This is a genomic window from Paenibacillus sp. P36, from assembly GCF_045866505.1.
Taxonomy (GTDB): Bacteria; Bacillota; Bacilli; order Paenibacillales; family NBRC-103111; genus Paenibacillus_E; species Paenibacillus_E chondroitinus.
On the sequence record NZ_AP038372.1, the window covers coordinates 7,853,105 to 7,872,939 of the forward strand.

19 protein-coding genes are annotated in these 19,835 nt (G+C 47.8%); 10 read left to right on the forward strand and 9 right to left on the reverse strand.

All coding sequences use genetic code 11. The features are described 5' to 3' along the window. Window positions 1-139: 139 nt before the first annotated feature. Both ACKTT9_RS34470 and ACKTT9_RS34475 read left to right on the forward strand, forming a co-directional pair. Window positions 140-1,432: an arsenic transporter gene (locus ACKTT9_RS34470; protein ID WP_407869544.1), complete on the forward strand. Its 1,293-nt coding sequence runs from the start codon at window positions 140-142 to the stop codon at window positions 1,430-1,432. A 94-nt stretch (window positions 1,433-1,526) separates the two neighbouring features. Further along, window positions 1,527-2,138 carry a DUF2238 domain-containing protein gene (locus tag ACKTT9_RS34475; protein WP_407869545.1) on the forward strand — a complete coding sequence of 204 codons (612 nt, stop codon included), beginning with the start codon at window positions 1,527-1,529 and terminating at the stop codon, window positions 2,136-2,138. An 8-nt stretch (window positions 2,139-2,146) separates the two neighbouring features. Here the strand turns inward: ACKTT9_RS34475 and ACKTT9_RS34480 are convergent, their stop codons facing one another. The 5 genes from ACKTT9_RS34480 to ACKTT9_RS34500 form a co-directional block, all read right to left on the reverse strand. Then, window positions 2,147-2,473 (reverse strand): YnfA family protein, encoded by a 327-nt coding sequence (locus ACKTT9_RS34480; protein WP_407869546.1) that lies wholly within the window; start codon window positions 2,471-2,473, stop codon window positions 2,147-2,149. 505 nt (window positions 2,474-2,978) lie between these two features. After that, entirely contained in the window at window positions 2,979-3,707 is a 729-nt protein-coding gene (locus tag ACKTT9_RS34485) for an anti-sigma factor domain-containing protein (RefSeq protein ID WP_407869547.1), read from the reverse strand. A gap of 4 nt (window positions 3,708-3,711) precedes the next feature. Beyond that, a complete protein-coding gene (locus tag ACKTT9_RS34490; RefSeq protein WP_127453570.1) occupies window positions 3,712-4,278 on the reverse strand; it encodes a sigma-70 family RNA polymerase sigma factor in 567 nt (188 codons plus the stop codon). 143 nt (window positions 4,279-4,421) lie between these two features. Then, window positions 4,422-6,104, reverse strand: coding sequence for a hypothetical protein (locus tag ACKTT9_RS34495; protein WP_407869548.1), 1,683 nt, complete (start codon window positions 6,102-6,104; stop codon window positions 4,422-4,424). Window positions 6,105-6,244: 140 nt separating this feature from the next. Beyond that, window positions 6,245-6,862 carry a nitroreductase family protein gene (locus ACKTT9_RS34500; protein WP_407869549.1) on the reverse strand — a complete coding sequence of 206 codons (618 nt, stop codon included), beginning with the start codon at window positions 6,860-6,862 and terminating at the stop codon, window positions 6,245-6,247. Between the two features lie 234 nt (window positions 6,863-7,096). On the opposite strand from ACKTT9_RS34500, the gene ligD reads away from it, so the two are divergent. Beyond that, window positions 7,097-7,981, forward strand: a complete 885-nt coding sequence (gene ligD / locus ACKTT9_RS34505) for a non-homologous end-joining DNA ligase (protein WP_407869550.1) — start codon at window positions 7,097-7,099, stop codon at window positions 7,979-7,981. A gap of 23 nt (window positions 7,982-8,004) precedes the next feature. Here the strand turns inward: ligD and cls are convergent, their stop codons facing one another. Then, window positions 8,005-9,435, reverse strand: coding sequence for a cardiolipin synthase (gene cls / locus ACKTT9_RS34510; protein WP_407869551.1), 1,431 nt, complete (start codon window positions 9,433-9,435; stop codon window positions 8,005-8,007). 204 nt (window positions 9,436-9,639) lie between these two features. Between cls and ACKTT9_RS34515 the strand changes: the two genes are divergently transcribed. Genes ACKTT9_RS34515 through ACKTT9_RS34530 form a run of 4 tightly spaced genes read left to right on the forward strand, consistent with a single transcriptional unit; the run spans window position 9,640 to window position 14,131 of the window. Continuing rightward, complete coding sequence (locus ACKTT9_RS34515; RefSeq protein ID WP_407869552.1) at window positions 9,640-11,319, forward strand: spore germination protein; 1,680 nt, start codon at window positions 9,640-9,642, stop codon at window positions 11,317-11,319. Further along, a complete protein-coding gene (locus tag ACKTT9_RS34520; RefSeq protein ID WP_407869553.1) occupies window positions 11,306-12,481 on the forward strand; it encodes a Ger(x)C family spore germination protein in 1,176 nt (391 codons plus the stop codon). The genes ACKTT9_RS34515 and ACKTT9_RS34520 overlap by 14 nt, the downstream gene beginning before the upstream one ends. A gap of 4 nt (window positions 12,482-12,485) precedes the next feature. Continuing rightward, window positions 12,486-12,716: a hypothetical protein gene (locus tag ACKTT9_RS34525; protein WP_407869554.1), complete on the forward strand. Its 231-nt coding sequence runs from the start codon at window positions 12,486-12,488 to the stop codon at window positions 12,714-12,716. A gap of 35 nt (window positions 12,717-12,751) precedes the next feature. Further along, window positions 12,752-14,131: an endospore germination permease gene (locus tag ACKTT9_RS34530; RefSeq protein ID WP_407869555.1), complete on the forward strand. Its 1,380-nt coding sequence runs from the start codon at window positions 12,752-12,754 to the stop codon at window positions 14,129-14,131. Between the two features lie 46 nt (window positions 14,132-14,177). Here the strand turns inward: ACKTT9_RS34530 and ACKTT9_RS34535 are convergent, their stop codons facing one another. After that, a complete protein-coding gene (locus ACKTT9_RS34535) occupies window positions 14,178-15,269 on the reverse strand; it encodes a hypothetical protein (protein WP_407869556.1) in 1,092 nt (363 codons plus the stop codon). Between the two features lie 201 nt (window positions 15,270-15,470). On the opposite strand from ACKTT9_RS34535, the gene ACKTT9_RS34540 reads away from it, so the two are divergent. The 3 genes from ACKTT9_RS34540 (at window position 15,471) to ACKTT9_RS34550 (ending at window position 17,793) form a co-directional block, all read left to right on the forward strand. Next, window positions 15,471-16,499 (forward strand): peptidoglycan DD-metalloendopeptidase family protein, encoded by a 1,029-nt coding sequence (locus tag ACKTT9_RS34540; RefSeq protein ID WP_407869557.1) that lies wholly within the window; start codon window positions 15,471-15,473, stop codon window positions 16,497-16,499. 5 nt (window positions 16,500-16,504) lie between these two features. After that, window positions 16,505-16,966, forward strand: coding sequence for a polymer-forming cytoskeletal protein (locus ACKTT9_RS34545; protein WP_407869558.1), 462 nt, complete (start codon window positions 16,505-16,507; stop codon window positions 16,964-16,966). Between the two features lie 92 nt (window positions 16,967-17,058). Then, a complete protein-coding gene (locus ACKTT9_RS34550; RefSeq protein WP_407869559.1) occupies window positions 17,059-17,793 on the forward strand; it encodes an HAD family hydrolase in 735 nt (244 codons plus the stop codon). A gap of 81 nt (window positions 17,794-17,874) precedes the next feature. Here the strand turns inward: ACKTT9_RS34550 and ACKTT9_RS34555 are convergent, their stop codons facing one another. Next, entirely contained in the window at window positions 17,875-18,810 is a 936-nt protein-coding gene (locus ACKTT9_RS34555; protein WP_407869560.1) for an ABC transporter permease, read from the reverse strand. Further along, window positions 18,803-19,738 (reverse strand): ABC transporter ATP-binding protein, encoded by a 936-nt coding sequence (locus ACKTT9_RS34560; protein ID WP_407869561.1) that lies wholly within the window; start codon window positions 19,736-19,738, stop codon window positions 18,803-18,805. The genes ACKTT9_RS34555 and ACKTT9_RS34560 overlap by 8 nt, the downstream gene beginning before the upstream one ends. Window positions 19,739-19,835: the final 97 nt, after the last annotated feature.

Genomic DNA, 19,835 nt, shown 5'->3' on the forward strand with positions numbered 1-19,835 from the left:
AAATAAGATACATCATTTTAACACACTACTTCGATTTAAAGGTATGGTTTGGCCCCCTTTATCAAATCTTTGATTTAAGCATTGACAAATGATAGAGGAACTATGAAAATGTTGAAGAAATCCGAGTCGGGAGGAACACATGATTTATTTGGCGGTCTTTATTTTCTTACTTACCATTACATTCGTCATCTGGCAGCCACGGGGACTTAATATCGGCTACTCCGCTTCGGCAGGCGCCTTATTGGCACTGATTTTTCAAGTTGTTTCTCTGCAGGACGTTGCCACCGTAACAGGGATCGTTTGGAATGCTACCTTGGCATTTGTTGGTATTATTCTGATCTCCCTCATCCTCGATAACATCGGTTTCTTCGAGTGGGCAGCCCTGCATATGGCGCGTATGGCCAAGGGCAATGGCAAACGCATGTTCATCTACGTCATCCTGCTGGGAGCCGCAGTTTCGGCCTTCTTCGCCAATGACGGTGCTGCGCTCATCTTGACGCCTATTGTGCTCGCCATGGTCCGGGCTTTAAAATTTCCGGATAAAATGATTCTCCCCTTCATCATGGCCAGCGGGTTTATCGCGGATACAACTTCCATCCCGTTTGTTGTCAGCAATTTGGTGAATATTGTGTCGGCCGATTTTTTCAATATTGATTTTACGACTTATGCCAGCCGGATGTTCGTCACCAGCCTTTTTTCATTAGGAGCAAGCCTGCTGGTGCTGTATCTATACTTCAGAAAAGATATTCCTGCGGATTATGACGGGACTCATCTCAAAGATCCATCTGCCGCCATTCGAGATCCTCGGCTTTTCCGACTGTCCTGGGTCATTCTGGGTGTCTTGTTAGCGGCATATTTGGCCAGCGGATTCGTTAAAATCCCAGTCTCCTTCATCGTAGGAATCGCTGCGCTCGTCTTTCTTCTGCTTGCCCGCAGCAGCAAGGCCATCCAAACGAAGCAGATCGTCAAAGACGCTCCATGGGCTATCGTTATTTTTTCAATTGGCATGTATGTCGTCGTATACGGCTTAAAAAATGCCGGTTTAACCGATGCTTTAGGAGAATTAATTGAAGTTATTTCGGGGTATGGTTTGTTGGCCGCCTCTGTAGGCATGGGGTTCCTGTCCGCTATTCTCTCTTCGATTATGAACAATTTGCCGACCGTATTGATTGGCGCATTAGCGGTAAATGGCACAGGGACTGACGGCGTGATTCGAGAAGCTCTCATTTATGCCAATGTGATCGGTTCGGATTTGGGGCCTAAAATGACACCGATCGGGTCGCTGGCGACACTGCTCTGGCTCCACGTTCTTTCGAAAAAAGGGGTAACGATCACATGGGGGACTTATTTTAGAATCGGTATCGTGCTTACGATCCCTACGCTGCTCATCACTTTACTTGGTCTATATCTGTGGTTGAAGGTTATTACCTAAGGGCCCGCATGACGTTTGTATTTCTGTCCACACTATAAGAATAAGTAGATTTGTTATTCAAAATAGTCATCTAGAGAAGGTGGACTTGATGGGGATGGGTAAAAAGCAATGGCCTTTGTACGTGATGATCACTGTTTTTGTGGTGTACTGGGTGTTTATGGCGATCACACCAACGGATCGCATGCAGTGGCTGATGGAAAACATACTGCTTGTCTCTGTCATTCTTGTCCTTCTTTTCACCTATAAAAAATTTCCTCTCTCTCAGTTGTCCTATTTGTTCATCTTTATCTTCTTGTGCTTTCATACCTATGGGGCGCATTATACCTATCAAGGCACTCCTTTCGACGTTTGGCTGAAAGGAGCCTTCCATACCCATCGCAGCTACTATGATCGGGTTGTGCATCTCCTGTTCGGGCTGCTTTGGGCATATCCGGTCCGCGAATGGCTGACCCGCGCCGGCGGAATGCGAGGTTTCTGGTCATATGCGATGCCCGTAGCGGTCGTTTTCGGTATCAGTGCCTTCTTCGAAATCATAGAAATGGGGGCTGCATATGTAGCAGGTCAAGTTGGCCAGGAGTACGTCGGTATGCAAGGGGATGTCTTTGACTCAGAAAAAGATATGGGACTCGGTTTAATCGGAGCGCTTATTTCGATGATACTGTTAGGTTGGAATCGCAAGCACGGAGAAACAAAGCTCGCTCGTTGAAGCAGCCCCTAACCCCGGGGCGCCCATAACATGATGGAAACACCGATGACACAGACAACCGCTCCGGTCCAGTCGTAAAGGTCCGGTGTTTTTTTGTCGATGACCCATCCCCATAACACGGCTAGTATGATGAACACTCCACCATAAGCAGCGTACACTCGACCAAACGAAGGGAAGCTCTGCAAGGTTGGAATAATCCCATATACGATGAGGATGATACTTCCCACGATACCGTACCACAAGGGCTTGGACTCCCTCAGCCATAGCCAAACCAGATAACCCCCGCCAATTTCCGCTAACCCTGCAACAACAAAAATCAATATGGATAACAACACAATCTCATTCTCCTCATGGATAAAGATTCGCCAAGTCACACCTTGGCATTTGAAGCCATCATCTGAAATTTGCCTTGTCTTGTCAAGGAATTCCCCGATTTTCTACTCATTCCCGATATCGCCGGGGAAAGACTGGTAACTAGGGCACCGGGCACTGGATAGAGAAGGCCCTAATGTCGGGAACTACAGGGCGCTATTTTAGTAAAAAGCGCGGATTCCACATATGAAGGGAACTGGTGGCTCTTATTTCAGCGAAATGAGCCCCCAATCGCGCCTAAGTTACGAAATAAGAGACCACAGTTCCCCTTGTAGGCTCAAACGGTTATTTCCCGTGAAATAACGCCCCGTGGTTCCCTTGACCTCAGCCCATGGCACGCATTCACAAAGATAACCGACTTCGTCGTCCTTCTAGGCCGCGCGTTTGCCAAGATAGAGCAAAGCAAACAAGCCGCACCATGAACCCGTTCGTTCATAAAGCGACTTATTCGTTTTCATAGGCAGCGTTCTAGGAGGTGCCCAATATCTTCTTCCCGCGTGGCTGCAGCCCATTAGGATCGGGCTCAAGCGTAACGCCGAAGGAATCGATCTGAAAGTCCTTGCCTTTCACCGGAATGCTGTAAGTCAGCACCCCTGTGCCTTTCTCATCAACGCGGAGCGTTCCACAGTTATACCGTTTTCCGTTCCGATTGAACCAAACTTGGTACGCCGTATCTCCCTTTGTTTCCTGGAGGCCTTGCAAATTAATAACCACGTTGTGAACATCGCCGTTCTGAAGCACCCACGCCGTTCCTGAAGCCGTTGGCATTGTGCTCTCAACGGACTTTAATTGGAACGTATGCATGATTTCTGCCGGCTCACTTAAGCCCGGATTCGCGGATAGGGCTGAATTATTCGGTTGGCTGCTCCACCAAATCCCTACGGCCAATCCTAAGATAATCGCAGCGGACAACCCGTATATCCATTTGTATGACCGTTTTTTCTTATTTGTTATCGTCTTAAGCTTAGCTGGTGGCAGGATGGACTGCATGACCTCCTGCTTTAGGTCCGGCGGCAGCTCCACTTCTTCCATTTCAAAAGGCAAAGCCTGCCAAACATCTTGCAGGTCTCTTAATTCTTCGCGGCAGCTGGCACAAGTTCGCAGATGCCGCTCGAAAGCCGCGCGTTCTAGCTCTGTGCAATCGCCGGTCAAATAATTGACCAAATCATTGCAATCCACAGTTTCATGTTCTTTCATGACGTCATCCCTCCCTCAGTGATGTCAGATGCTTACGAAGTATTTTTAAACATTGATGCAGGCGGCTTTTGATCGTACCCACCGGTTCGTTGGTTTGAGAGGCTATCTCGCTTAACGAATAACCTTGCCAATACATCATATCGATCAATTGAATCTGGCTCTCGGACAAATGCACGTAGGCCTCGTGAATTTGTTCCCCGATCCATTTGCGTGAGATCACGGACTCCGGATCCGGAGCGTCAGAAACAAGGGAATGTTCCCATTCTCTGGGTTCGAAACGGACCACTTGCTCAAGTCTTCGTTTCTTCCTTAAATAATCAATCGTTATATTCCTCGTAACGGTAATAATCCAATTTACAAAGCCGCCTTTGCTTGCGTCATACCCCTTCTCCGTCGTCCAGAGCCGCGTAAAAACAAGCTGAACAATTTCTCTAGCCGCCTGTTCCTCTTTCAAGGACTTCAGCGCAAAGGAGTACACAAGCTTTGCATAACGATCGTAAAGCTCTTCCAATGCAGGATGGTGCTTACCCAAGACCAACTTCATGAGTTCGGCATCCGTTCGATTTCGCATATTCGGCACACTCCGAGTGGAAATAAAGTTAATACTACTACCTTATCTCCCCGCATGTTGTCTTGGCAATAGATTTATAGAAAAAGAAAACCCCGGCATCGCTGAGCTTGCCAGCATGCCGGAGCGTTTGAAAGCTGTCTTATTTATCTTGCTTCTGTTTTCGCCGGATCGAGAACGAACCAGACTTTGCCTACATTTTGTCCTGTCGTTTCACCAGGAAGATGATCTTTTACCCAGTAGTAAAGCGGCCAGCCTTTGTAAGTGCTTTGCTTTTTACCGTCAGCTCGCGTCAGAACACCGAAATCACTTGCCGTAAGATCCGCGGAAACCGTCAGGTTCTCGTCGTAGAAGATCGGCCAATTTACCAAACAAGGACCTACGCAGGAGTTAGGATCAGCTTTATCTTTGGTAAACAAGTACAGAGCCATGCCGTTTTGATCGACTAAGTAAGTACCTAACGCATCGGATTTACTTGTTTTTACAGAGGAATTCACAGCTTTTGTGCCACTAAATTTTGCAGGATCAATCACGTACCAAACATGGCCAACGTCCTGTCCCGTTGTGTCTCCCATTTTCTTGTCATCCACCCAGTAATACAGCGGGAATCCTTGATACGTCGTTTGCAGGCTGCCATCAGCGCGGACCAAGGTGCCGAAATCGGCTGAATTCACTCCGGTAGGGGCAGATATTGCACTTGAGTAGAAGACCGGCCATTTCTCCAAGCATTTGCCTGAGCAATTGCTAACGCCCTTCGTATCTTTATCATAGTAATACAGCGCCATGCCGCTAGCATCTGTCAAATAATTACCAAGATCGGGCTTCGTGCCAATCGCGATTCCGCCATTGGAAGGCTTAATCACGAACCAAACCTTGCCCACATTATCGCCAACCGTGTCTCCCGGTTTCTGATCCTTCGCGAAGTAATACAGCGGCCACCCTTTGTAAGTGAGTTGATCCTTGCCGTCAGCACGCGTGAAAACTCCGAAGTCGGCCGCGCTGAATTCAGCGGGAACTGTAAAATTATTGGCATTGAAAATCGGCCAGTTCGCCAAACAAGCGTCTACGCAAGAATTAACATCCGCTACATCTTTAGTAAAATAGTATAAAGTCATCCCTTTGGCATCTGTTAAATAACTTCCTAAAGCATCGCTCATCTTCAAGCTAAGCGCCGGAGTTTCGAGACTACTTAGTTTACTCGCATTAATTTTGCCCTTGTCGCTTAGGTCTACCGCCAGTGTTTTGGATGACCCTTTGATTGGCGCTTTTAATGCCTCGAGTGTAGCGGTCGCGATATGTAGGTTCTTGAATGATTGCACACCAGCAATCTTGGACAAACCATTTTTGGCTGCAAACGTAATGACATCATCGTACTGAAAATCAGTGCCTTGCCCGTAGCCAAGGGATTCCAGCAAAACTTTGTAATACTGCTGCGCTGTAATACCGGCCATAGGTTCGAAAGTATCGGAACCGGTTCCTTGCCAGCCCAGAGCGGGATTCGCTTTCAAATAACCAAGAATCGCTTGATTCTCCTTGGAAACGCCGCTTGCATCCTTAAAATTCTCAGTCCCCTTATAAGCCAGCGCCTCGGATTCCAAGCCTTTCAACCTCAGAGACATAACCGCCGCTTGCAGTCTTGTCGTCGATTTGTTCAAATATTCCGCGGTCAAACCGCTGCCATCTCCTTGCAGAATACCCAAGTCTCCCGCAATATCCGTTTCGGATTTCACGTTCAGCGGTTCCGCCGCCGCGGCTGATAAAGCCGTAGCGCCTGCTGCTAGACCTAATAATACAAGGGAAGATAGGATTACTTTTTTCACATTAACCATGCGCGATGACTCCTCCTTATTTTTGCTACTTAAGGTAACGAAGCTCAGGCATAGGCGGTTTGCTTATTTTAAAAATAAATTAAAAAACCCCCTTCACTGTCGTTCGACAATGAAAGGGGCATTCTAGCCATGATTAGCGATTAGATAAATCTTACACGATCTTCAAGCGGTTGAAACTCTTTGTCGCCAGGAACAAAAGTTGGTTTACCAAAAGGCATTTGGGCAATCAGCTTCCACTCGCTTGGAATATTCCATGTTTGAGCAACTTCATCATTAATCAGCGGATTGTAGTGCTGCAAGGAGGCACCAAGACCTTCTTGCTCAAGCGCCGTCCAAACAACGAGCTGCAGCATGCCGGAAGATTGGTTCGACCAAATCGGGAAGTTATCGGCATAAGAGGCGAACTGAGCTTGAAGTCCTTCCACAACGGTTTGATCTTCGAAGAAAAGAACCGTACCGGAACCGTTGCTGAAGCCGTTAATTCTTTCTTCTGTTGGCGCAAAGCTGCCTGCAGGTACGATTTTTCTCAACGTTTCTTTGGTGATGCTCCATAATTTATCGGATTGATCGCCGAATAAGACAACAACTCTGGCACTTTGTGAGTTAAAAGCCGATGGTGTATATTTCACAGCCTCGTTCACAATCTCTTGAATGCGTTCGTTAGAAATAACAGTTCCTTTACTTAGTCCATAATACGTACGTCTTTCTTTAACAGCTTTCAGGAAAGCATTGCTTTTCTCTACCGCATTGTTACTCATATAAAATCTCCTCCATCACATGTGATTTAGTATAATATATAAAATAAATTTAATAACAAAACAGCATCTTCTTCCACTTCATATGTTACTTACTATTTGTTATTTACTTTTATTATTATGATTTATTCTTCGAGTTTTGTCAACCACTTCGAGCATGGAAATCGCATCGAAAGTTTGAGAACTCGTCCTAGAGGGAATAATCAGAACTAAACAAAGTGCAGGAGGGATATTCCCATGGCGGTCACAACCAAAGGAACACTGCTCGTGGAAGGTCATGAGCTGACCATCACCAACCCCAATAAGCTTCTATGGCCTGAAGCAGGCATAACGAAAGGAGATTATCTCTCCAAATTATCCGAGCTGTCCCCCTACCTGCTGCGTTACTGCCGCAACCGACACTTAACGACCATCCGCTTCCCCAACGGGTATGATCAGAAGTCCTTTTACCAAAAAAACGCCCCCGATCCGGTACCTAGCTTCGTGAAGCTGGCTCCGCTCGATGGCATTCAGTACGTTAACTTGGACTCCTTATCTACGCTTCTTTGGCTGGGGAATCTGGCTTGTTTGGAGTTCCACCCCTCTTTTCACCATATTGGCAGTACGCTGCCGGCAGAGTGGCTGATTGATATCGACCCGACTTTGGAGGAAGAGCCGCGCATTATGGAAGCCGCGCATATCATCGGCGAGGTGCTGGACTCGCTGCATATTCAGTCCATTGCCAAAACTTCCGGCGCCACAGGCGTCCAAATTTATATTCCAATTCAGCCTGGCTACACGTTCGAGCAGCTGCGGAAAATCGGCTATTTTATCGCCTCGTATGTCGTCAAAATTTACCCGAATCTGTTTACGATCGAACGGTTTAAGAAGAACCGCGGGGATAAAATCTATATCGACTACCTGCAGCATTGGTACGGGAAAACACTCTCCGCTCCCTATACGCCGCGCGCCAAAAAAGACGCATCCGTCTCCACTCCCCTGTTATGGAAAGAGGTTGAACTGCGTCCTAGCCCTCGTGAATTCAATTTGCATACGGTCCTCGACCGGTTAAAGAAGTACGGCGACTTGATTGAAGGGGTCCCTCTCCAAAATCTGGACGCGATTTTAGCCCGACTCGGCTAGATAGTAGTTCTGTATAGAACTCCTCAGAATAATGGCGATAACAGTCGGGCAATCACTTCTTTCCCCTTCTCCAATCGCGATCTTTGCTCAAATTCGGCCAATTTCAATTCATCGCTATCTTTTAAATCCATCCAAAAGTCCGCTTCCAGACGATCAATCACGTCCTGATTAAACATAACCGCATTCAATTCAAAATTGCTAAAAAAGCTGCGCATATCCACATTGGCGGTTCCTACGGTTGCCATCATATGATCGATGATCATGACCTTGGCATGCATGAATCCTTTCCGATAGAGATAGAACTGAACCCCGGCCTGCATGAGCTCTAATAAATAGGAGCGGGAGGCATATTGAACAATACGGGAATCTGCTTTGTAAGGAAGGATGATGCGGACATCCACACCGCTGAGAACGGCCGTTTTGAGCGCCATCGTTATGCTTGCATCCGGAATAAAGTAGGGTGTCGTCATATACACCCGCTTCTTGGCCGCGACAATTCCCGCAAAAAACATCTCCTGTATCGCATCCCAGTAAGCGTCCGGGCCGCTTGAAATCACTTGAACCAAGGATGTCTCCGATTCGTGATGCTCCGGATACATGGATTCATCAGCCAAACGTTCCCCGCTTACGAACAGCCAATCCGTCATAAAAGTCGTCTGCAAATAATACACCGAGTCCCCATGCAGCATAAGATGCGTATCACGCCAGAAGCCAAGTTTGGGATCCCCTCCCAGATACTCGTCTCCGATGTTAATACCCCCGACAAAACCAACCAATCCATCAATAACAATGATTTTGCGATGATTACGGTAATTCATTCGTTTATCGAAAAACGCAATAAGTGGTCTCAAAAAGGGATAAACCTCAATCCCCGCCTGTTTAAATCTATTTATATAGGCTGACGAAAGCGAGTAAGAGCCGATTCCGTCATAAATGACGCGGACCTTCACCCCCTGCAGCGCTTTGCGAATGAGCGCTTCTTGAAATCTGTTACCTATGGCATCATGCCGAATTGTATAAAATTCAAAATGAATATGCTTCTCGGCCTTCTCGATAGCTTCGAGCATCGCCTCATACGTGATATCCGCATTGGTCAGCACTTTCACACGGTTATTCGGCGAAATGGCCGAGCCCGGAATGTTGTGAAGCAACCCGCATAGCCGTGAGTCCTCTAAGAGCTGATAGTGCTGCTCCTCGATTCTCTCCTGGTTATGGCTTCCCATGCCCAGCCATTGGTACCTGGTTTCAGAACTTCTACGGCGCCCTTTGCGTCGAACCGTTTTGCGCTGGGTGTATTCCTTCGCCAAGAAATAGTACATGAGGAAACCGATGATCGGGAGAATAAATAATACGAACAGCCAAGCCACCGTCTTGGCGGGTCTTTTGTACTCACCAATCAATATCGTAGCTGTCTGAAAAATGAAAAGAAGCAGTATACCAACCACCCAAATCACGAGCTCCACCCCCTCTTCCTGGCGCGAAAAACTTCCTTCTAATTCCTTGTCACGTTAGCTTTTGCCAAGGGCTTTCCCTCTATACTGATCTGCCTTCAAGTCAGGGACACAATAAAATTTTCCAACTTTCGTAATAAAATCCTTCATTTCGCAGAGAATAATAAACGCATTCCTATGATCATTCTGGCGGGAGGTGCCATTCGCATGGTCAAAACATCCAATCCATTGATGAAAAGCATCCTGCGCAAGCGCACATCAAACAAGCAGGAGGATTCCAGTGGCGAGCAAAAAGGTCTACATGATTCGCTGGACTATCAATTCATTGAAGAGTTGAAGAAAACACCGCTCTCTTTGCTATTGGATGATAATCACGCCTTCATTAAAGCCATTTTCCAGGACTGCTCCGATGTCGTCGTTCGCCAATTTGACATTGAGCCGAACATTCCCGCACTGCTGTTATTCGTAGACGGACTCACGAACACCCAACTGCTGAATGATACGATGAAGTCGCTCATGCTGATTGGCGGCGGCGAGACGTCCGTCCAGCGCATCGCAGACGCCATTCTCCCCGTCTCCCAAACACAGATCTCCGATAATTACGGAGACCTGCTCGTTTCCGTGCTGGGCGGGGACGCCGCCCTGCTCGTTGAAGGAAACGCGAAGGCCATCCTGCTCGGCATCCGCGGAACAGAAAAGCGCTCCGTTGCAGAGCCGGAGACTGAGACCGTCGTGCGCGGACCAAAGGAGGGGTTCGTGGAAAGCATTCGCACGAACACCTCGATGATCCGCCGCAAGCTGAAGACGCCCAGGCTGAAAATGAAATCCATGTGCGTCGGCAAAGAGAGCAACACCAATCTCGTCATCTGTTACATGGATGACTTGGCGATGCCCTCCCTTGTCGAGGAGGTGGTCAAACGGCTGGAGCTCATCAAGATCGATGCGATTCTGGAGTCCGGCATGATTGAAGAGCTGATTCAAGACAATGCATACTCCCCCTTTCCGCAGATGCAGTATACGGAGCGGCCTGATGTTGTGGCCGGGGCCTTGATGCAGGGACGAGTGGCCATTCTCACGGACGGCACGCCGTTTGCGCTCATCGTGCCTTTTGTTTTCATTCAAACGATGCAGACGTCCGAGGATTACTATGAGCGGTTCCAAATCGGCTCTCTCCTAAGGATGCTTCGTTATGTCTTCGTTTTTTTATCGCTGACGACGCCCGCTTTGTATGTCGCGATAACGACGTTCCATCAAGAACTACTACCAACGACCTTAATGCTAAGCGTTGCGGCATCCAGAGAAGCCATACCGTTTCCCGCGGCCGTAGAGGCCTTCATCATGGAGATAACGTTCGAGGCGCTGCGCGAAGCCGGCATCCGACTTCCCAAAGCGGTTGGCTCTGCGGTGTCCATCTTAGGAGCGCTGGTCGTCGGACAGGCAGCCGTGCAAGCCGGGATTGTCTCTGCACCAATGGTTATCGTTGTTTCCATTACCGGGATTGCCTCTTTCACAATCCCGCGCTTTAACGGCGCCATCGCCATTCGTATGCTGCGTTTCCCCATCCTTTTGGCGGGAGCGGTCTTCGGCTTCTATGGCATCTTCTTCTCGTTGATGATTTTAATCGGACATATGGCGAACCTCCGCTCTTTTGGCGTGCCTTACTTGTCACCTATCGGACCTCTATCCTCGGGCGATATCAAGGATGTATTCGTTCGTGCCCCTTGGTGGGATCTTACCAAACGTCCGGAATTCTTGCCCGTTCAAGATGCTCACCGAATGGATGACAAACTCAGTCAACAAATCATGCAGGACGGAGGCCTAGACGGAAGCTCGATCCAGCATAAGCATCACTCCAGTGAGGAGGGCAATCAGAATGGTTCATCCTAGACGGCTATGCCAGCTCTTACCGCTCCCCCTCCTAATTGTCTGCCTGACAGGCTGCTGGGATCGTACGGAAACCAACGACATCGCGTTTGTTCTCACGTCTGCCGTCGACTTGGAGGATGACGGTAAATTACGTGTATCCTACATGCTGCCTCTCCCCGGTTCCATGGGAGGTGCAAGCGGCGGAGGCGGAGGCACCGCTGGCGGCAAGAGCTACTACATCGATTCCGATGTAGGCGCTACGTTTCACGAAGCCAACACAAGGCTCCAGATGCGCATGTCGCGTCGTTTGTTTCTCTCCCATCGGAGGACGATCGTAATTGGAGAGAAGTTGGCCAAAAAAGGCATTGGTGCGATCTTCGACACCGTTCCACGCTCACCAGAAAGCCGGATGACATCCTTCCTGGTCATAACCAAAGGAAAGGGCTATGACCTGCTGAACACCGAGCCGAAATTCGAACGGTTTCCGGCTGAAGTCATTAGGGAGCTGACGAAATCCAGGCAGTCCTTGGGTACTTCCACCAAGGACATTGGCATTACGTTGAGCTTCAACAGCGATCCAATCCTGACTTATTTGGAACCAAAGCAATCGCAAGCCTCCAAGGAACCTTCCCATGAAATTCAAATGATTGGGTATGGACAATTTAAAGGCGACCGCTTGGTTGGCATTTACAAGGACCACGAGGCAGAAGGGCTCATGTGGCTGAGGAATCATGTGAAGGAATATCTCGTCTCCTTCCCGCCAGAAGAGGGAAACGCCAACAAGATTTCCATTACAGTGACGAAAGGACAAACGCAGATCAAACCTAAACTTCAACAAGACAAGGTCATCTTTGATATCCTCATCGACGCGAGCGGCTCCGTGCAAGAAGATCTATCGAATCTGGATCTGAACAAGGCCAAGGTGATGCGGAAAGTTGAGAAGCAACTTGCGGAACAAATCATCAGGTCCATTCAGGCGGCGGTTAAGCAAATGCAAAAAGAAGGAACGGACTCTGCTCATCTTGGTTTGACTGTTTGGCGAAGCCACCCGTATGAGTGGAACAATGGTATAGAAGCGAAATGGGAAGCTTATTTCAAGGATGCGGAGTTCCGCATTCACGTCAGTGCTACCATTGAAGAAACCGGCCTGATCAACAAAAATGTTATCAAAGAGGGGATGTAACCTATTGGATCGCATATTCATGATATGTTTTCTGATTACGATGGCAGGTTCGCTTCTCATCGATCGCAGGATGCTAAGGCAAGAGAAGGGCTCGATCAAGATGACCTATGGTTTTTTTACTTTTCTCACCCTAGGCCTCTTCTTCAGCAAGTACTTGCATTGGAAAGTCCCTATGCCTTCGCGTTTCTTTATTCATACCGTTTCTCCTTGGTTTGCAAGATTACTGGGCATCTAAGGGATAAGCATTAAGGGAAAAGGGTGGGATTCACCATGGATCGAAAACAAGTGATCAATCAGCGGCAACTCTCCTGGTTAGCGTCTTCTGTCATCACAAGCGGAGGGATTCTCACCTTGCAAAATGTGCTGATCCGTATCTCACAGATGGATGCTTGGTACAGTTATTTGCCTTCTGTGTTCTATGTTTTTGGGGTGGCCAGCTTCTTTGGCTACATCACGAAACATTATCCGCAAAAACATATCTTTGAAATTACACAAGAATTGCTGGGCCGTGTTGGCGGTACCATCGTGAATCTAATTATGATATTTCATTTCTGGCAAATTGTGATGCGCGACATCTCTTCCGTATCCAGGTTTAGTACAACGCTGCTGCTTCACAATACACCTCTTGAGATACTAACGCTGTTGCCTTGCCTGCTGCTGATTTATTTCGGCAAAAGCAGCGTGGAAGTGATCGCCCGGGTGAATGATTTATTCTACCCTCTCTTTGTTGTAACAGTGCTGAGTATGCCGCTCTTGTTGTCGAACGAGTTATATCTTCAGCTTATTACTCCTGCCATGACTATGCCGATTCAGCATGTTGCCGCAAGCTCTGTACTCACGATCGGCAGTGCAGGAGATATCTTCATTCTCGGGGCTTTTCTTCATATGATGAGCAATTCCAACCAAGTCAGGTCTTCCATCCGACATGGCTCCCTGCTTGGCATTTTCCTGCTCACCATGGCGGTTTTCCTGATCTTGGTTGTTCTTGGACCCAAGATGCCCGGGAATTTCTTGTATCCCATATACAATTTGGTTCAAACGATTCATGTCACGGACTTTCTCGATCGTGTTGATCTCATCATCTTGATGATCTGGTATCCAACGGTGGCTTGTAAAATGATTACGATCTATATGGCGCTTCTGCTAGGTATCTCTGCCATCCTGGATAAACGCAACTACCCGACGATTAACAAACCTGTTGCACTGTGCATTGTGATGACCACGCTATTGTCCTTCAGAAACACAACAGATCTATTAGCGTTCTCTAACTACAGCGCTCCAGTTTTCGCGCTAGCCTATCAGCCCTTGGTGATCGTCATTATGGTTATCGCCATCGCCCGAAAAAAACGCAAGCTGGGCAATCCAGCTGATACGAAAGACAGCTCGCCAAGCAGTCAGAATTCCGGCGTGCAAGCGTCTCAGAAAATTGGAAAACTTAGTCAACGTGTATCCTACAAGCATTGGCTTTGGGGAGGTAATGCCTTGATGATCCTTGCGGCTCTATGCTTGATGGTAGGACTTATGTTCAGCAAATACCATTCGGCCATCGGGAGCGTCTGCGCCATCATTTTCGCCATCTGCATGCTGCTGGCCTCGTTGACGACTTATATGGAGGTGAGCCAACTGAAACAAGTGGAAGCCGGCAAATGAAAGCGGGTATAAAAAAAAGCACCCGATTCACAGGTGCTTGCTCGGTTTAGACAGGAGCTGCCTGGTTTAACCGACTTTTGGCCACCTTCAGGTAGCCATGCATATTGAGGAATTCGCTATCGTTCGCGAAACGTAATTTAAGTGAACCTGCCGCCTCTTGGATGTAAGGTCTCAAGGCTGAAGCGCCGCCGCCAATGACATAGAAGCATTGAATGTCAGGATATTTGCGCCAGCGTTTCTTGATCATCTCGATCATGCGCAAAGCTGCGCGCCGGAAGTGCTGATCCACGATCGGGCGGATGTCAACTTGACCTTCGCCAAGCAATTGAATCGTGAAATCGCGCTGCTTAATACGCTGCACGAGCTTAGCTCGGCTTGGAAACACGTAGCTGTAAGCATCTTCCACATCGCGAATGATCGCATCCAGATAGGTAGCGATGCCAATTTGCTCGCCATGGCTGAAATGATTATCAATCGCCATCCGTTTAATAACAGGGAAATCCGTCGTTAATGCGCCAATTTCACAAACGCCGATACAACCGTTGTAAATTTCTTCGTCCTTCACCATTAAACTGTCGTGGGTGGCCAGATGGAAAATAGCTGCGGCTCCTTCTATTGAAACAGCCACTTTGCGAATGGATACTTTAATTTTACGGTTATGGAATTGCGGCGTGGATAGGAACGTGACTTCATGCTCGCCAAGTAATCTCTGTTCGAATTGTTGACTGTACTTCGCAAATGCACGAACGGGCAACCCCGTTCCCAGCGTGTACTCCACTTCATCCACGGCGCCGTAACCGCTGTTGAAGGCTTGCGTGGCGAGACCTTGGTAGGCCAGCGCAGTAAGCGCGACAATAAGGGATTGATCCGAAACCGCTTTATTATCGGTGTCTTCCAGCTCCAGGTTGTCTTCGTGTTCCAGCGCAAGCTGACCGACGAAATAACGCTGATTTCTTTGAGAAAGAGAGGGACTGTAAATCATGACGTCGAGCGCTTTCCAAGGGGAATCCTCTTCCTGTAAAATGTGCCTTTCGTAACCCGGCGCAATAATGTTCGGGATGACTAATGGTTCCCTGGATCCATCGAGCACCAGCTTAATGCTGTCGTTACCAATATCAATACCTGCAAGCTTAATCATGCGTGCCTCCACTCCAAATCTGCTGTCTTTCCTGTAATTGTTAAGAACATTCGATTATATCCGACACTATTCCTTCCTACTTTCGACTCATTTTGACTAGGACCAGTAGGTATAAGGAAGGTTTTTATCGGATCATGACGAATGATGTTGTTAGATATACTTTACCAAATTCAACCACGACAAGGAGACAAATTAGCCTTTATGAAGCTCAAATGGAAGCCCAAAAAACTGACGCTGGTGATCATACCGGATGCCAATCAATCGGTCGTCAGGTTTCGAGTACCCCATTTATTCGCTTATATCGCAGCGGCCTGCTTTTCACTGCTGCTCCTTATAACCCTCATTACGTATGCTCTGCACGCGCAAACCACGAAAAAAGCCAATGCGCTGCAGGCTAAACTTAGCGGAGCGAGCCAGCAATGGAACGCGACCTTAACCTCGAAAGACAAAGCAATTGAACAGCTGCAAAACGAAGTCATTCAACTGTCTCAGCAAGCGGAGCAGATGAAATCGCAAGTCGAAGAAATGAAAAAATTCGAGAATGATCTCAAATCCATCTCGGGTCTCGATGCCAACGAAACCGGCAAAGCGGTCGCCAGCGCGACAGCAGCTGACGAAAACAAATCTACGAAGGAACAGACTCCCGCTGCTGCCACGAGCGGAATAGGCGGAAGTCCTAATCCAGCTTCTCAGGAAGCTATTATGCAGCTGGGCGAGCAGACATCCGCTTCTTTTACAGCGCTAAATAGCGAAGTGAAAGAACTGCAAACCAGTTTAACCGAAACGAAACAAAAGGTTGCCGACAAACAACACCAGCTCGCTATAACGCCCACGCTGTATCCGACGAATGTAAAGATCGTCACATCGACGTTTGGCTATAGAACCGACCCCTTCACACATAGCCCGAGCTTCCACTCCGGCATTGACTTCGGGGCCAGGGAGAATGATGCCGTCTACGCCACCGCTGATGGAAAAGTCGTCAGCACCGGAAAGGATATTTACCACGGCAATAACATCGTCATCGAGCATTCCAAGGGCCTACGCACTTGGTATATGCATTTAAATAAAATTCTTGTCAACAATGGAGACAACGTCACCAAAGGTAGTACCATAGGCCTAGTTGGTTCCACAGGACGCAGCACTGGCCCGCACCTTCATTATGAAGTGCTCAAAAATGGAGAAAGCATTGATCCTAAACCATATCTCAAAGCGAATCGAAAGGATGACTAGACACCATGTTTAAATCCAAGAAAAACCTTATGAATCCAAATACGACAGATACGTTGATTGGAGAAGGAACCACCTTTGAAGGACGAATTAAATCCGAAGCCAGCATTCGTATTGAAGGCGGGATTACAGGGGATATCGAATGTGCCGGGGATGTCATCATCGGGGAACGCGGCGTCGTGAAATCCAACGTTTCAGCCAGAGATGTGATTCTTGCAGGGAATGTCCATGGCAACATTACCACCAAAGGCAAACTGACCATAACGTCAACGGGCTCACTGCATGGCAATATTAGCGCTGCGTCCTTTATTATTGAAGAAGGCGGGCAATTCCAAGGAAACAGCAAAATGGAAACAACATCCGCTGCTCCAGCATCTCAACCTCAGCCAAAAAACGAGCCGGATAGCCATATGAATCCTCCTGCTTCCACTACAAATGGCTCTTACAAAGGAAATACCATTGCGATGTAAGCAAATGGATCATCAACGCTGCCCCTAGGAGATGCGATAAGAGCATGGTATAATGGTTGGAAATTCATTTCTAACTGCAGGAGACAGCGCCTATGAAAGAACAAACGATACTTTTTGATCTTGATGATACATTAGTCCATTGCAATAAATATTTTGACGTCGTCATTGACCAGTTCGTTGATCTCATGCTGACCTGGTTTTCCGGACATGGGCTTAACGCGCAAGACATTAAACAGAAACAGCTACAAATTGATCTCGCCGGCATTCATATCCATGGCTTCATGCCAGATCGTTTTCCCAAGTCATTTGTTGAAACGTATCAATGGTTTAGCAGGCACTTCAACCGGAAAATGAGCGCCAAAGAAGAATCATGGCTGATGCAATTAGGTCATACCGTGTATGAATACACGGTCGAACCTTATCCGCTCATGAACGAAACGCTCGATCAGCTGCAGCATGATGGCCATCGGCTCTTCCTGTACACAGGCGGCGATGCATCAATTCAAATGAAAAAGGTCAAGGACCTAAGTCTGGACACCTATTTTCATGATCGAATCTTCGTAACGGTCCATAAGACCAAAGAATTCATGGAAACGATTATGCATGAGCAAGGCTTTGATCGCAAGCATACGTGGATGATTGGCAACTCCGTCAAAACGGACGTGCTCCCTGCCCTCCATGCGGGGATTCACTCCATCCACATTCCTGTCGAACAGGACTGGGCTTACAACACAGGAACGATCGATATCAAGCCTCAAGGAGCTTTCTACCAGCTCGGTTCCTTGCAGGAAGTTCCAACCACTATTCAATCGTATATCAAGAAATAAATAAGACGCTAACTCAAAAAGGCTGTCCCTAAGTCATTAATTGACCAAGGGGCAGCCTTTTTTTAGGGTAGCCTTAATTGCTTATGCCGCCACATCGCGTCTGCGGAATATTTCCCAGGAAAGCAGAATGAACAGTAAATAGTAGACAACCAGAACGACAATGGAAAACCCAAGTGTCATGTCTTCCGCAAGCGGCTGCCCCTTTAAGTAGGGCGTAAGATCCGTATTGGCAAAAAGGAAGTATTTGCCCCAGCTGTATCTTAAGAGAAGCATGGTAATGATCTGCCCGGCGAACATGATGAAGATACTGATACCGATGGCCAAAGAAGCACTTCGGAATACGGTCGAGATCATAAACGCCAGTGTCACAATCATCACGAGCTCAATCAGCTTCAGCCCATAAGTAGCTAGCGTGAACACCAGCATGCTACCTTCATGCACTTGCCCCCCTGCATCCACTTTCAGGTGAGGAATTCCAAGGTTCTGAAAGCCGTACAGGAACCCATTCACAATGAGAGCCGTGATAAACAAGACAATTAACAGGGTCACAGCAAACAGGAGCGTTGTTATATATTTGGAGAGAAGAATTTTGGCCCGGCTCGCCGGACGAATAAGCAGCAGCTTGATCGTTCCCCAAGTGAATTCACCGGCCACCATATCCCCGGCAATAATGACGGTAAACAGTGTCACTACGAGGATTATGCCAGAGGCCCTACTGACTCCGCCCCAGAGCGTGTTCTCCGTTGGCGGGAAATTATGGTCCAGCATGTATTGTTGAAGCGCGATTTCTTCCTTCATCTCTTGTTTGAATTTGTCCGGAAGATCGTTGTTTTCCAGCTCTTTCTTATTATGCTCAATCGTATCTGCAGCACTAACCTTCCATTGATCGCCTGCGTCAGTACCCGGATGATAAACGAGTCCAGCCAAGACAACAATAACGATCAGCAGCAGACCTAATATCCAAGTACGCAGCCTGCGATAAATTTTCATCTGTTCATTCTGGATTAAATTAAGCAATCGGATCACTCCCCGTCATCTCTAAGAATTGATCCTCCAGCGACTTCGTTGCCGTACGGATTCCGTAAACCGCAATGCCTGCCTCTACAAATCGTTTGTTCCATAGGGCGGTTTCTTCTTTATCCAGCATCAGGATCAGTTCATCGCCATCCGCCTCAGCCTTCACAGAATGTGCAGCTGCCAAAGCCAAAGCCTTATCCGGCGACGACACTTCAAAAGCCACATGGAGTTTGCTGTCCGTCCGGGCGTACTCTTTGATCAATCTAACATCAACTAACTTCCCGTTCTGTATAATGGCAACCCGGTCGCACATGAGCTCCATCTCAGCCAGCAGGTGACTGGATACAATAACCGAGATGCCGTCCTCGCGCGTCAACTTGCGCAAATGATCGCGCAGCTCGCGAATGCCGGCTGGATCCAGGCCGTTCGTAGGCTCGTCCAGGATCAGCACATCCGGCTTATGAAGCAACGCCTGCGCAATACCGAGCCTTTGGCGCATGCCCAAAGAGTAGGTTTTCACCTTATCATGAATCCGGTTTTCCATGCCTACAAGCTCAATGACCTCTTCAATGCGGTCCTCTCCTATTCCCGGAAACATTCTGGCGTAATGAACCAAATTGTGGTAGCCGCTCAGAAACTTATACATTTCCGGATTTTCTACAATCGCGCCGACATGACGAATCGCTTGCTCAAAATGGGTCCGAATCGAATAACCGCCAATCCGAATATCTCCTTCCGTGATCGACATGAGTCCAACCATCATTCGGATCGTGGTTGTTTTACCGGCCCCATTCGGGCCTAGAAATCCAAAAACTTCCCCTCGTGGGACGTCGAACGTTAATTGATCAATAATCGTCTTCGAACCGATTCGTTTGGTTATCCGTTCAATTTGTACAATCGGTGATTGATCTTGCGCTGCTGCCGCCATCTTTCATCGCTCCTTACCGCTATAAGTCATAAGAGTCATACCTGATTGCTGCTGACAATATGACTGCGCTCACTATGGATTTTTCCAACAATTATGT